This window comes from Streptomyces sp. NPDC002835, assembly GCF_053591995.1.
The window spans coordinates 49,994-62,622 of the sequence record NZ_JBSFUW010000033.1 but is presented as its reverse complement, the minus strand read 5'-3'; the positions used below and the strand labels follow the sequence as shown (position 1 = coordinate 62,622).

Below are 12,629 nucleotides of genomic sequence, written 5' to 3'. Positions count from 1 at the left end.
GACCGACCGGGTGCGCCCCGACCGGGACGCGGCCGCGTCCCGTGTCGGTCAGCCGTTCTCCGAGGGGAGCATGATGACGGCACCCTTCTTGTGCCCGGCGCCGACGTACGCGTGGGCTTCGGCGGCCCGTTCCAGGGGATAACTCCGGTCAATGACGGGGCGGATCTCCCCCGCCCCCGCGAGCTCCCCGATCAGCGCAAGGTCCTTGGCCTTCTCGTGCGGCGGCCTCAGCCCGGTGAACGCGATGCGTGCCTTCTTGTTGCCGAGCTTGGTCCACAGCATCTGGCCGAGGACGGCCGGACTCGGCTCGGTGGTGAGATAGACCCCGCCGGGCTTGAGCGCACCGCGGCAGTGGGCGAACGAGCTCTTCCCCACCGCGTCGAAGATGACGTCGTAGGCGGACTCCTGGCGGGCGAAGTCCTCCGCAGTGCGGTCGATGACCTTGACCGCTCCCAGCGATCGAACGAGTTCCGTGTTCGCCGTGCTGCACACCCCGGTGACCTCGGCCCCGAAGTGCGTGGCGAGCTGCACCGCGGCGGTGCCGATGCTGCCCGCGGCGCCGTTGACGAGAATGGACTGACCGGCCCGGAGGCCGGCCGTGTCGCGGAGGAAGGGCAGCGCGGTGAGCGCCCCCTCGGCAACAGCGACGGCCTCGGCGTGAGTCAGGCCCGAGGGCTTGGCGGACACCGCCGAGTCGCTGGGTGTGGCCCGTCGGGCCGGGGCGTCTGGCGCCCGCCGCGTGCAACGTGTCCTGACGGTGGTGCCAGATGGCATTACCCTGGTGCCACTCGGCGCCATTCCATGCTTCCGGCGCATGTGGCGCCATAGTGGCTCAGGCTGCCCCGTCCGCGCTTCCGCAGGTCAGAGGCGTCTCCGTGGAGATGTTGCCACGCGATGTGCCATCAGACTTGCGTGTGGCACCACTATGGCGCCATGATGGCGTCATGGACCTCACCCCGTATGTCGAGACCCTCCGCCGTGAACTCGCGGTGGCCGCCGAAGCCGGCGGCGACGAAGCCCGCGAGCTGGCCGAGAGGCTCACCGCTCCGCTGGAGTCGGCGACCCGGCTGACGATGCTCGGTGTGCTCTCCGCCGCGATGGACGAGATCACCCGTGAACTCGCCCCCGGTTCGGTCGACGTACGGCTGCGCGGGCTCGACCCCGACTTCGTGGTGACACTGCCGTCCGTCGGCAGCGGCGTCCCCGCGGAGCCGGCCGCGCCCGTCGAACCGCCGAGGACCTCGGCACCGGTCGACGGCGAGGAGGGCGGCACCGCCCGCGTCAACCTGCGCCTGCCGGCCCACCTCAAGGCCCGCGCCGAGGAGGCCGCGACCCGCGAGGGCCTGTCGGTCAACGCGTGGCTGGTGCGCGCCGTGTCGGCCGCGGTCGACGGCGGCACCCGGCCGCGTACGACGGAGAAGGCCCGGACCGTCGGCCAGAGCTTCACGGGCTGGGTGCGCTAGCCGCGCCCCGCACCACCTCACCCCCAGTACTTCACCCACACCACGTCCCACCAGCGGGGACGCCCTGAAGACCCAAGAGGACGGGACAGCCATGCCTTCTTTCGACACTCCCGAACCGATCTCGGCCACGACGCATGTGGTGGCCGGCTCCATCCAGTTCACCGCCGGCGACCGCCTCGACACCGTCGTCGATGTACGCCCCCGCGACCCGAAGAAGGACCTTGACGTACGGGCGGCCGACCAGACCGAGGTCACCTGCGCGAACGGCGTGCTGACCGTCAGGACGCCCAAGCCCAATCTGCTCGGCCTCGGCCGCACCGGCACCGTGGACGTGACGGTCGAACTGCCCACGGGCTCACACGTCGACATGAGTGGCTCCTGGGCCCAGGTGCTCGGCGAGGGCCGGCTCGGCGACGTCCAGGTGAAGACCTCGTCCGGCGACGTCCGCCTCGACGCGACCGGCTCGCTGAAGCTGACCGCGTCGCACGGCTCGATCACCGTGGACCGGGTCGAGGGCACGGCCGAGATCACCACCAGCTCCGGCAGCCTGCGCGTCGGCATCGTCAACGGCCCCGCCGTCCTGAAGAACTCGCACGGCACCACGACCGTCGGTGCCGTGACCGGCGAGCTGCGGGTGAGCGGCGCCAACGGTGACATCGAGATCCGGCGCGCCGAGGACTCGGTCACCGCCACCACCGCCCACGGCACGCTGCGCGTGGGCGAAGTAGCCCGTGGGATCGTCCAGTTGGAGACCTCCTACGGCGCCATCGAGGTCGGCGTCCGCGAGGGGACGGCCGCCTGGCTCGACGTCAGTTCGGATGCCGGTCAGGTGCGGAACACGCTCACCGCGTCCGAGACGCCGGGGAAGACCGAGGACACCGTCAAGGTCCGCGCCCGGACCCGTTACGGCAACATCGACGTGCGCCGCGCCCGGGGCTGAGCACCTGCCCCGCTCACCCACACGCACCGCAGTCACCCCAGTTGCCTCACCCTCGAATGGGAGGGCTCCATGCCTTCATCTGTCATGCCCACGTCCAGCTGGGGGAGCGGTTCCCAGCCGTCCGCCGCCGTCTCCACCGTCGGCCTGCGCAAGTCGTACGGCGACAAGGCCGTGCTCGACGGCATCGATCTGCGGATCGCCGCCGGTACCGTGTTCGCGCTGCTCGGTCCCAACGGCGCCGGCAAGACCACCGCCGTCAAGATCCTCTCCACCCTCATCACCGCCGACGCCGGCGAGATCCAGGTCGGCGGTCACGACCTCGCCGCCGACCCGCAGGCAGTGCGCGCCGCGATCGGCGTCACCGGGCAGTTCTCCGCCGTCGACGGCCTGATCACCGGCGAGGAGAACATGCTCCTCATGGCGGACCTGCACCACCTCTCCCGCAGCGAAGGGCGGCGCACCGCCGCCGAGTTGCTGGAGCGCTTCGACCTCACCGCCGCCGCGAAGAAGCCCGCCTCCACCTACTCCGGCGGCATGAAGCGTCGCCTCGACATCGCCATGACCCTGGTCGGCAACCCGCGGATCATCTTCCTCGACGAGCCCACCACCGGCCTCGACCCGCGCAGCCGTCACAACATGTGGCAGATCATCCGCGGACTCGTCTCCGACGACGGGGTGACCGTCTTCCTCACCACCCAGTACCTGGAGGAGGCCGACCAGCTCGCCGACCGCATCGCCGTGCTCAACGACGGCAGGATCGCCGCCCAGGGCACGGCGGAAGAGCTGAAGCGGCTGATCCCCGGCGGCCACGTCCGGCTCCGTTTCGCCGACCCGGCCGCCTACCGGTCGGCCGCCCTCGCGCTGACCGAGGTCAACCGGGACGACGAGGCGCTGTCCCTGCAGATCCCCAGCGACGGCACCCAGCGCGAGCTCCGCTCCATCATCGACTGGCTGGACGCCGCCGGCATCGAGGCGGACGAGCTGACCGTGCACACCCCCGACCTCGACGACGTGTTCTTCGCCCTGACCGGCTCCGACCGGCCGAACCGGCCGGACCAGACCAACCAGCCGACGGAGGCTGTCCGATGAGCTCCCTCTCCCTCGCCGTGCGCGACTCGTCCACGATGCTCCGCCGCAACCTCCTGCACGCGCGGCGCTATCCGTCCCTCACCCTGAACCTGCTGCTCACACCGATCATGTTGCTGCTGCTCTTCGTCTACATCTTCGGCGACGTGATGAGCGCGGGCATCGGCGGCGCCAGCGCCGACCGCTCCGAGTACATCGCCTACCTCGTGCCGGGCCTGGTGCTGATGACCATCGGCAGCACCACGATCGGCACCGCGGTGTCCGTCTCCAACGACATGACCGAGGGCATCATCGCCCGCTTCCGCACGATGGCGATCCACCGCAGCTCCGTACTCACCGGACACGTCATCGGCAGTGTGCTCCAGTCGGTTGTGAGCACGGTCCTCGTGGGCGCCGTCGCCGTGGCCATCGGCTTCCGCTCCACGGACGCCACGGCCCTGGAGTGGATCGCGGCATTCGGACTGCTGGTGCTCTTCGCCCTGGCGCTCACCTGGATCGCCGTCGGGATGGGAATGGTCAGCCCGAGCGCCGAGGCGGCCAGCAACAACGCACTGCCGCTGATCTTCCTCCCGCTCATCTCCAGCACCTTCGTCCCGGTCGACGCGATGCCGGGCTGGTTCCAGCCGATCGCCGAGTACCAGCCGTTCACACCGGCCATCGAAACCCTGCGCGGCCTGCTGCTCGGCAGCGAGATCGGCCACAACGGGTGGCTCGCGGTCGCCTGGTGCCTGGGCCTGACCGCGCTCGGCTACTTCTGGTCGAAGGCGGTCTTCAACCGCGATCCGCGGTAGCCGGTACGGGCCCCCGCGGCCGGTCCCGCTCATGGGCGGCGTACTCCGACACCACGTCGGCGTACGCCGCCCTTGGGCGCGTTCCCGGCCGCCCGGCGCGGGGGCTCACGCCGGGTCCGCCGAGCCTCGCTTGTCCTCGACATGGACGACGTGGAGTTCGGTGCCGTCCCGATGGCGCTTGGAACGTCCGAGCAACCCGACAGCGATCTCCGACCGATCGCGAGGCTCATCAGGGCCGACGTAGGTGAGGACGTCGTTGTGATGCCCGGTGACGACCCATCCCTCGGCGTCCTTGAGGTCGATCAACCCGAAGTCACCCGCCGAAGACCCGGCGCGCGCCGGGCCGAACTGCTTCAGGATCTCGGTGGCCTGTTCAGCAAGATCTCCGTCCGGAGCAGTCAGCACGACACAAGTACCGTGCTCGAACAGCACCCAGGACTTGCCGGGGTCGGCGAGAAGCCGCCGCCAGACGTCTATCAGTACGGTGTTCACGGCGGTCATCATGCCGCAGAGCACCGACACGGGATGACGCCCGCCCGCCCCGCAGGCCCCGGATGCAGACTCGCGTGTCCACACGTGGGACGACCCTGAGGGAGAGCGGCGCTATCGGAACACGCCAGACGTTGTCAACTCCCCTTCTTCTGGGCCCGGACGGCGCTCTACGCTGATTTCGTGACGTACATGAGCTGGTCAGATGTGCTGAAGAGAGGAACTGCGGACTCCGGCCTGACCTTTGCCCGGTCGCGCTGGACGCAGCCAGGGAAGTTCGTGTGGGTGGCGCCGCGCCAAACGATTCGCGCTCCGACGGGGGATCAGTATCCGCTGTGCACCACGGTGTACTTCAAGGACGTCGACGACCTCGTCAAACCGTACTTCCCGAGCATGGACGGGATGACGGAGGCCGACGACTGGTACGTGGGAGTCTCCGGCCGGCCCCCGGAGCAGCCGGCTCCGCCCGGGTAGCAAGGTGGCGCGCTTCCCGCGCACGCGTGCGCGCCCCCACGCGCCGTCAGAACCGGTACGCCTGGGGCGACTGCGCACGGTGCTCGCAACAACCGGGCTTCAGAAATCGAGTTCGCCCACCCCGACCATGTCCGGCATGATCCCCCGATGAGTGAGCACACGAGATCCGAACCCTCGCGAGTGGCCGACGAGCGCACCTCTCTGACCGGCTCCCTCGACTACCAGCGCCAGACCCTGGCCATGAAGTGCTCCGGGCTGGACGCCGATCAACTCCGCCAGAAGGCCATTCCACCGTCCGCCGTCTCCCTGCTCGGGCTGGTCCGGCATCTGGCGGAAATTGAGCGGTCCTGGTTCCAGAACGGGATGAACGGCGAACACATCCCAAGCTACTGGGGGCGCCGGCCCGACGGGGGGTTCGCCGACTTCGAGGTGGATGCGGCCGACCCGGACGAAGCTTTCGAGGTCTGGCACGCGGCATGCGCGCGGTCCCGTGACATCGTGGACGCTGCCGACTCCCTCGACATCGCTGGTCACTATGACGAGGAAGACTTCTCGCTCCGCTACGTCATCACCCACATGATCGAGGAATACGCCCGGCACAACGGCCACGCCGATCTCCTTCGCGAACGCATCGACGGGACAACCGGCGAATAGCCACCCCCCTGGAGACGGGCCGGGCCGCGTGGACCCGGTGGTGAAAGTCGCCGCCCCGGGCAGGGGATGCCTCGTCCGCATCGTCGGCCCGGCGCGACGTCCGTCGCGTCCGGCCGACGGTCGACCCCGCGGCGCTGGACTGTCGGCGCCGTTCGGCATACTGCCCGCATGAACCGCTCCGCCCGCCGCGCCCACCTGCTGATCTCCGTGGAACTGGCCATCGGCGCCGGTGTGCTCGCTGCCTGCGGCGCCTACGTCACGGTCGGGGCCGGGGCCGCGGTCATCGCCGGTGTCGTGACCGGCCTGGGTGCCTGGGCGGGGACGCTCCTCGTCCGCCGCCGGGTCTTCGCCGTGCTGGAGAGGGCCGAGTCGGAGGCGGGCGCCCAGGGATATGCCGAGGGGCTCGCCCAGGCCGTGGTCATGGGCGTGGTCACGTACGAGGCGGCCGTCTTCCCGCTCACCGGCGCCGGTGGCGTGACCGACCAGGAGCGGCTCGCGCGCCGCACCGTCGCCTACCGGATCGCCGCTGACGACGGCCTCCCGCACAAGGTGCGCACCGCGGCCGCGGCCGCCCTCGAGGCCATCGACCTCGGCGAGGACCGCGAGCGCGCCCACGACGCCGTGGAGGCGCTGCACGGCGCGGTCCACCAACTGCGGCGCGCGGAGCAGCAGGACGCCACATAGGAGCCGGCCGCGCCGCAGCCCCTCGCCTCGCACGCAGACCCGGCGAGCAGGGCAGGACGGAGATCCGTACTGCCACCGGACGGGAGGCCGTCCCGTAGACGCCCCCAGCAGAGCCGCGAGTACATGCGGGCCGTCATTGCCCCGTCCCGTTCCACCGGTTTCCGGCATCGGTCCGGCGGGATTCTCATGAGGCGTCATGCTGATCGGCGCCGCGGGCACCGACGATCGCCTCGCCCGGATCGCCACCCATCTCGCCCCGCCGGCCCGCCTCGCCGTCGTCGGCGCCCACCTGTCCGGCCAGCCCCTCAACCACGAACTACGTGCCCACGGCGGGACGCTCCACTCCACGACGGCGACCGCCCCCGTCCACCGCCTGCACGCCCTGCGCACCGACCCGCCGAAGCCCGGCCTCGTCCACACCGGCCCGGGCGGCACGTCCGTCGAGGCCGAGGCCCGGGAACTCCCCGCCCAGGGCCTCGCCGCCATGGTCGCCGCCCTGCCCCGCCCGATGACCGTCGGCCGCGTGGAACTCGCCGACGGCTCCACGGCACCGGGGTTCCTCTGCGAACCGGCCGCGCTCGCCGACGCCGAGGACATCAGCGCCTTCGGCGGCCGGCGCGCGTACCGGGCCGCCCGGCCTCATGACGACGCGTCCCCTCCGCCCTCACCGCCCAGGGACACGGTCTGACCGGACGCGCCACCGGCGTGGTCGGCGGGGTCGACGGGATTCCGCCAGTGGCTGTTGCTGCCATGGGCACGCTCGCGCCGCACGTCGATGGCCCACTGCGCCGCTCCGTACAGCACGACGACCGCCGCCAAACCGCCGATCACCAACCACATTTCCACTAGTGCCCCCTCGCCTCTGCCCCGGGGCCCGCGGTCGCCCGCTGACCCGTGTCCTGGTTCATGGGTCAGCGTCCCCCGCAGGTCACCGTGTTACTGCCTATTTGAGCAAGCTCAGAGGTGGCACCGCATGACCTTGAGCAAGCTCAGTCACCGCATGATCCGCCCGCCCGGCCGCTCGGTGCCGTCCCGTCGGCCTACCGGCGCCGTCCCCTTCCGCTGAGCGCGTCCCGCACGCTGTCCCACAGGCTCAGGGGCGGAGCAGTCAGCTTGTTCGCCCGGGGCGAGTCAAGGGCATGCGGACGGGGCCGGGTCGGTGTGGTCTTCCTGGCGGTGCGGACCCGCTCGCCGAGCTGCTGGAGGAGATCAGGAGGACACAGCGCCTGCAGGCGCGGGAACAGACGCTGTTCCTCCTCGCGGACGTGATCGGTGACGAGCGTCATGAGCGAGAGGGTGAGCGGCACGAACCGGTCGTCGTCCGGCCCCGTTTCGTCCAGCTCCCGCAGGACCTTCTCGACCTCCGCATGGTCGGCGAGCTCCCGGTTCGCCCACCGGTCGCCGTCCACCACGTGATCGCGCACCGCCGGATACAAGTACTCCTTCTCGACCGTCGAATGGCGTACGAGTTCGATCGTGGCCTGCTCGACGAATTCCTTGCGGGCGTGGCTGCCGGGCGCCGCGGCACGGATCCGGTCGAACAGTCGCTGTACCGCGCGGTGGTCGGCGGTGAGTTCCTCGATGATGTCTGCCTCATGGCCCACCTTGGCCCTCCGGAGAATCCCGTCGGCCCGGACCTCGCTGTCCGGGGACTGTTTGTCGGCTGCCTGCCGGGAAGCCGAAACCCGGCTGTCCCGGTCCGGGACCGTAGCAAGCTACCGCGCGGCCGGCAGCGGGCCGCAAAGGCCCGACAAGGGCGTGCCCCTGTTGGGCCTAATGCGGAGCCCGTAAGGGATTGAGGACCCATAGTTCGGGTACGCACGTGCCTGCCGTGGGTACGCCGCCGGATGGTCGCCGAGGGACAAGGGAGCGGGATGCATGCTGTTCGGGAAACGGAGGGCAAGGCTCCGGGGGCAGAGCCGCCAGGCGGCCTTCAGTTCCTATGTGGCTATGGACCGCAGGGCGCCGCTCTCCGAACTCGGCAAGGAACTGCTGCGCAAGGCGTTTCCTGACCACTGGTCCTTCCTGCTGGGCGAGATCGCGCTGTACAGCTTTCTGGTACTGCTCATCACCGGCAGCTATCTCGCGCTGTTCTTCGACCCCGGGCTGACCGAAACGGTCTACATGGGCTCCTACGAGCCTTTGCAGGGGCTCCGGATGTCCGCCGCCTACGCCACGACGCTCGACATCAGCTTCGACATCCGCGGTGGTCTGCTGATCCGGCAGATGCACCACTGGGCCGCCCTCGTCTTCGTCGCCGCCATCGCCGTTCACATGCTGCGGATCTTCTTCACGGGCGCGTTCCGCCGGCCACGCGAGATGAACTGGATGATCGGGGTGACGCTCTTCGTCCTCGCGCTCCTGGAGGGCTTCGCCGGCTACTCCCTGCCGGACGACCTGCTCTCCGGAACCGGTCTTCGCACGGCGGACAGCATTGTGAAGTCCATTCCCGTCGTGGGGACTTATCTGAGCTTCTTCATCTGGGACGGGGCCTTTCCGGGCGACGCGATCATCCGGCGCCTCTACATCCTGCATGTGCTGTTCGTGCCCGGTGCGATCATCGCTCTGATCGTCGTCCACCTTCTGATGGTGGTCTATCTCAAGCACACCCACTGGTCGGCCCCCGGCAGGACCAACCGCAATTCCGTCGGCCAGCCGTTGTTCCCCCACTACACCGCGAAATCGGTCGGCCTGTCGATGGCGGTCTTCGGCGTCACCGCCGTGATGGGAGCCGTCGCCCAGATCAACCCCGTCTGGAACTACGGCCCTTACCGCGCGGACCACATCTCCACCAACGTCCAGCCGGACTGGTATGTGGGCTTCCTCGAGGGCGCTCTGCGACTGATGCCACCGCTGGAGACCACCGTGGCGGGGCACACCGTCATGTGGAACGTCTTCGTGCCGGCGATCGTGCTGCCCGGGCTGCTCTTCACGCTGCTGTACCTCTATCCGTACTTCGAGAGGTGGATCACCGGGGACCTGATGGAGCACCATCTGTGCGACCGCCCACGGGACCGCCCGACGCGCACCGGCCTGGGGGTCGCCGCCATCGTCTTCTACGCGGTGCTGCTGGCGGCCGGCGGCAACGACGTGATCTCCCTGGTCTTCCGTGTCCCGCTGGAGGGGCTGACCTGGTTCTTCCGGGTGACGGTCATCGTGGGCCCGGTGATCGCCTACCTGGCGACCAAGCGCATCTGCCTCGCCCTGCAGTCGCACGACCGCCGACTGCTGGAAGAGGGGGAGGAGACCGGCAAGGTCAGCCAGAGCCCCTACGGCGCGATCAGCGAGAGCCACCAGCCCCTCGACGCCGATCAGCGCTACCGCCTGCTGGTCCGGGCCCTTCCCGAGCCCCTGTCGCACCCCGGGGCCTCGGCGCCGCGCAGGCACCGGCTCCGGGCCCGGCTGAGCGCGTGGTTCTACCGCGAGCACGTGGACATGCCCACGACTCCGGAGGAGCGCCTGCAGATCTCGGGCAAGGTCCTGGACCCCACCGCCGCCCCGGAGAAGGAATGACCACCAAGTACTCCGCAGGGCCGTCGGCGCGTTTCAGTCCTCACGTCCGGCGAATTGGAAGACCAGGCCCATGACGCCCGCGGCCGTGACCCCGAAGCCGATGAGGGACAGCCACAGCAGCCCGAACACGATGCCGGCGGCCAGCAGCGCGACACCCAGCCCGGTCACCAGGGGGTGGCTGCTGTGCGGAGGAAAGAAGTCGATGGGACCGCTGCGCTCACTCACGTGTGAATCCGGCCGGTCTTCCGGACGTCCGCCCTTCCGCCGGTAGTTGACGACGCAGAAGAACGCGATCAGCGCCGACATGAGGAAGGAGACGGTGAGCGCCGCGATGCCGACCGGTTCCTGTGCGAACCAGATGTACGCCGCGTCCGTGACGAGGAAGAACAGGGCGACACCGGCGAACAGATACGCTTCCGTTTTCATCGCTTCTGGTCTCCCGGCGTGTCCGGCGTGGCTTCGACGGTTCCCGTTTCGGCGGCGGGCAGTTCGTGTGCCTGTGGATAGTGCAGGTCGAAGGCGGGGGAGTCGGAACGTACGCGCGGCAGGGCGTCGAAGTTGTGGCGGGGAGGCGGGCAGGACGTGGCCCACTCCAGTGAACGCCCGAATCCCCACGGGTCGTCGACCTCGATCCTCTTGGCGTACTTCGCTGTCTTCCAGACGTTGTAGAGGAAGGGCAGCGTGGACAGCCCCAGCAGGAACGAGCCGATCGAGGAGATCGTGTTGAGGGTGGTGAATCCGTCCGCCGCCAGATAGTCGGCGTAGCGGCGCGGCATACCGCTCTCGCCCAGCCAGTGCTGGACGAGAAAGGTGATCTGGAATCCCACGAACAGGGTCCAGAAGTGAATCTTGCCGAGCCGTTCGTCCAGCATCTTGCCCGTCAGTTTCGGCCACCAGAAGTAGAAGCCGCCGAACATGGCGAAGACGATGGTGCCGAACAGCACGTAGTGGAGATGCGCCACGACGAAATAGGAATCGGTGAGGTGGAAGTCCAGGGGTGGTGAGGCGACGAGTACGCCGCTGAGTCCGCCCAGGAGGAACGTCACCATGAAACCGATCGCCCAGACCATCGGCGTCTCGAACGACAGGGAACCTCTCCACATGGTGCCGATCCAGTTGAAGAACTTGACGCCTGTCGGCACCGCGATCAGGAACGACATGAACGAGAAGAACGGCAGCAGCACGGCCCCCGTGGCGAACATGTGATGCGCCCAGACGGTCGCCGACAGCATCGTGATGGCGATCGTCGCCCCCACCATGCCGACATAGCCGAAGACGGGCTTGCGGCTGAACACGGCGACGATTTCCGTGACCACGCCGAAGAACGGCAGCGCGACGATATAGACCTCAGGATGCCCGAAGAACCAGAACAGATGCTGCCACAGGAGCGCGCCGCCGTTCGCCGGATCGTAGATGTGCGAGCCGAACTTCCGGTCCGACTCCAGTGCCAGCAGTGCGGCAGTCAGCACCGGAAAGGCCAGCAGCGCGAGGATGGAGGTGAACAGAATGTTCCAGGTGAAGATGGGCATACGGAACATGGTCATTCCGGGCGCCCGCAGCGAGATGATGGTGGTGATGAAATTGACCGAGCCGAGCGTGGTGCTCAGCCCCGCCACGACCAGCCCCATGGTCCACAGATCACCCCCGAGACCGGGCGAATGGACGGCGTTGTTCAGCGGCGCATAGGCGAACCACCCGAAGGGGGCGGCTCCGCCGGGGAGAAGGAATCCCGACACGACCATGATCCCGCCGAACAGGAACAGCCAGTACGTCAGCGCGTTGAGACGCGGAAAGGCCACATCCGGCGCACCGATCTGCAACGGCATGATGGCGTTGGCGAACCCGGCGAAGGTGGGCGTCGCGAACAGCAGCATCATGATCGTGCCGTGAATGGTGAAGAACTGGTTGTACTGATGGTGGGTCAGCAGCTGCATGCCCGGCCGCGCCAGCTCCGCCCGCATCAGCATCGCCAGCAGTCCGGCGATGAGGAAGAAGGCGAACGAGGTCACCAGATACATGTTCCCGATCTTCTTGTGATCGGTTGTCGTGAAATAGGTTCTGAATCCCTCGCTGGAACGGACACGGGCCTGGACGGACGCGTCCCGCGCCGCTTCCCGCCGCTGCTCGTCCATCTGAGACATGGACCCCTCCGAAGTGCCTTGCCGGTGGCGGGCGTCGGCCCGTCATAGCGCCTGCTGGTGTAGCCCGGTTACGGGCCGGCAAACATGCGAGGTGCGCCGCCGGGCATGCGCGCCGAACGGCTGCCGAAGGCGCGGCACGGAGCCGGGAGGCACGTCCATCGGGCCCCCGGCACCGGACCCGGGCGTGAATCGGTCATCCGTCGTCGACCGAAACGGAGAATCCGTAGGCTTGCCCGTTGTTACGGAGGGACGCTCGAATCCCGTGTGCGAGGGCCATCTCGTATGTCACATCCGCTGTTCATGGTGGCCGCGCTTCCGAACGGCCTCGTGCGTCGTCGCGCCGGCACGACCGGTGAGCCTGTCCGGGCGAGAACGCGTGCCCGTGACGCGATTC

General features: G+C 68.9%; 14 protein-coding genes. 9 read left to right on the top strand and 5 right to left on the bottom strand.

The genetic code is table 11. The annotated features are described in order from the left end of the window. Positions 1-48: 48 nt before the first annotated feature. Positions 49-687, bottom strand: coding sequence for an NAD(P)-dependent alcohol dehydrogenase (locus tag ACWD01_RS28440; protein WP_451165648.1), 639 nt, complete (start codon positions 685-687; stop codon positions 49-51). A 257-nt stretch (positions 688-944) separates the two neighbouring features. On the opposite strand from ACWD01_RS28440, the gene ACWD01_RS28435 reads away from it, so the two are divergent. The 4 genes from ACWD01_RS28435 (at position 945) to ACWD01_RS28420 (ending at position 4,280) form a co-directional block, all read left to right on the top strand. After that, positions 945-1,463: a toxin-antitoxin system HicB family antitoxin gene (locus tag ACWD01_RS28435; protein ID WP_451165647.1), complete on the top strand. Its 519-nt coding sequence runs from the start codon at positions 945-947 to the stop codon at positions 1,461-1,463. Between the two features lie 91 nt (positions 1,464-1,554). Then, complete coding sequence (locus ACWD01_RS28430) at positions 1,555-2,403, top strand: DUF4097 family beta strand repeat-containing protein (RefSeq protein ID WP_451165646.1); 849 nt, start codon at positions 1,555-1,557, stop codon at positions 2,401-2,403. A gap of 84 nt (positions 2,404-2,487) precedes the next feature. Further along, positions 2,488-3,492, top strand: a complete 1,005-nt coding sequence (locus ACWD01_RS28425) for an ATP-binding cassette domain-containing protein (protein ID WP_451165677.1) — start codon at positions 2,488-2,490, stop codon at positions 3,490-3,492. After that, the gene (locus ACWD01_RS28420) at positions 3,489-4,280 is read left to right on the top strand and encodes an ABC transporter permease (protein WP_451165645.1); all 792 of its coding nucleotides are present in this window, start codon (positions 3,489-3,491) and stop codon (positions 4,278-4,280) included. Before ACWD01_RS28425 ends, ACWD01_RS28420 begins: the two co-directional genes overlap by 4 nt. Before the next feature lie 105 nt (positions 4,281-4,385). Here the strand turns inward: ACWD01_RS28420 and ACWD01_RS28415 are convergent, their stop codons facing one another. After that, a complete protein-coding gene (locus ACWD01_RS28415) occupies positions 4,386-4,784 on the bottom strand; it encodes a hypothetical protein (protein ID WP_451165644.1) in 399 nt (132 codons plus the stop codon). A gap of 177 nt (positions 4,785-4,961) precedes the next feature. On the opposite strand from ACWD01_RS28415, the gene ACWD01_RS28410 reads away from it, so the two are divergent. From ACWD01_RS28410 to ACWD01_RS28395, 4 genes are all read left to right on the top strand, one after another. Next, positions 4,962-5,243: a Thoeris anti-defense Tad2 family protein gene (locus tag ACWD01_RS28410; RefSeq protein WP_451165676.1), complete on the top strand. Its 282-nt coding sequence runs from the start codon at positions 4,962-4,964 to the stop codon at positions 5,241-5,243. A gap of 180 nt (positions 5,244-5,423) precedes the next feature. Beyond that, positions 5,424-5,897, top strand: coding sequence for a DinB family protein (locus ACWD01_RS28405; RefSeq protein ID WP_451165643.1), 474 nt, complete (start codon positions 5,424-5,426; stop codon positions 5,895-5,897). Positions 5,898-6,065: 168 nt separating this feature from the next. After that, positions 6,066-6,581 (top strand): hypothetical protein, encoded by a 516-nt coding sequence (locus ACWD01_RS28400; RefSeq protein ID WP_451165642.1) that lies wholly within the window; start codon positions 6,066-6,068, stop codon positions 6,579-6,581. Between the two features lie 196 nt (positions 6,582-6,777). After that, positions 6,778-7,269: an allophanate hydrolase-related protein gene (locus tag ACWD01_RS28395; protein WP_451165641.1), complete on the top strand. Its 492-nt coding sequence runs from the start codon at positions 6,778-6,780 to the stop codon at positions 7,267-7,269. 352 nt (positions 7,270-7,621) lie between these two features. On the opposite strand, the gene ACWD01_RS28390 is transcribed toward ACWD01_RS28395, so the two are convergent. After that, a complete protein-coding gene (locus ACWD01_RS28390) occupies positions 7,622-8,185 on the bottom strand; it encodes a hemerythrin domain-containing protein (RefSeq protein ID WP_451165640.1) in 564 nt (187 codons plus the stop codon). Positions 8,186-8,459: 274 nt separating this feature from the next. Here ACWD01_RS28390 and qcrB point away from each other — a divergent pair, with 274 nt between their 5' ends. After that, positions 8,460-10,094, top strand: a complete 1,635-nt coding sequence (gene qcrB, locus ACWD01_RS28385; protein ID WP_451165639.1) for a cytochrome bc1 complex cytochrome b subunit — start codon at positions 8,460-8,462, stop codon at positions 10,092-10,094. Between the two features lie 33 nt (positions 10,095-10,127). On the opposite strand, the gene ctaF is transcribed toward qcrB, so the two are convergent. Then, positions 10,128-10,520 carry an aa3-type cytochrome oxidase subunit IV gene (gene ctaF / locus ACWD01_RS28380; RefSeq protein ID WP_451165638.1) on the bottom strand — a complete coding sequence of 131 codons (393 nt, stop codon included), beginning with the start codon at positions 10,518-10,520 and terminating at the stop codon, positions 10,128-10,130. Further along, positions 10,517-12,235 carry an aa3-type cytochrome oxidase subunit I gene (ctaD, locus tag ACWD01_RS28375; RefSeq protein ID WP_451165637.1) on the bottom strand — a complete coding sequence of 573 codons (1,719 nt, stop codon included), beginning with the start codon at positions 12,233-12,235 and terminating at the stop codon, positions 10,517-10,519. The genes ctaF and ctaD overlap by 4 nt, the downstream gene beginning before the upstream one ends. Positions 12,236-12,629: the final 394 nt, after the last annotated feature.

Excerpts from the sequence above, each read along its gene's own strand:
- ACWD01_RS28425 (WP_451165677.1), top strand. The coding sequence starts at position 2,488 with ATGCCCACGTCCAGCTGGGGGAGCGGTTCCCAGCCGTCCGCCGCCGTC.
- ctaF (WP_451165638.1), bottom strand. The coding sequence starts at position 10,520 with ATGAAAACGGAAGCGTATCTGTTCGCCGGTGTCGCCCTGTTCTTCCTC.
- ACWD01_RS28410 (WP_451165676.1), top strand. The coding sequence starts at position 4,962 with ATGAGCTGGTCAGATGTGCTGAAGAGAGGAACTGCGGACTCCGGCCTG.
- qcrB (WP_451165639.1), top strand. The coding sequence starts at position 8,460 with ATGCTGTTCGGGAAACGGAGGGCAAGGCTCCGGGGGCAGAGCCGCCAG.
- ACWD01_RS28395 (WP_451165641.1), top strand. The coding sequence starts at position 6,778 with ATGCTGATCGGCGCCGCGGGCACCGACGATCGCCTCGCCCGGATCGCC.
- ACWD01_RS28435 (WP_451165647.1), top strand. The coding sequence starts at position 945 with ATGGACCTCACCCCGTATGTCGAGACCCTCCGCCGTGAACTCGCGGTG.
- ACWD01_RS28420 (WP_451165645.1), top strand. The coding sequence starts at position 3,489 with ATGAGCTCCCTCTCCCTCGCCGTGCGCGACTCGTCCACGATGCTCCGC.
- ACWD01_RS28430 (WP_451165646.1), top strand. The coding sequence starts at position 1,555 with ATGCCTTCTTTCGACACTCCCGAACCGATCTCGGCCACGACGCATGTG.
- ACWD01_RS28415 (WP_451165644.1), bottom strand. The coding sequence starts at position 4,784 with ATGATGACCGCCGTGAACACCGTACTGATAGACGTCTGGCGGCGGCTT.
- ctaD (WP_451165637.1), bottom strand. The coding sequence starts at position 12,235 with ATGTCTCAGATGGACGAGCAGCGGCGGGAAGCGGCGCGGGACGCGTCC.
- ACWD01_RS28400 (WP_451165642.1), top strand. The coding sequence starts at position 6,066 with ATGAACCGCTCCGCCCGCCGCGCCCACCTGCTGATCTCCGTGGAACTG.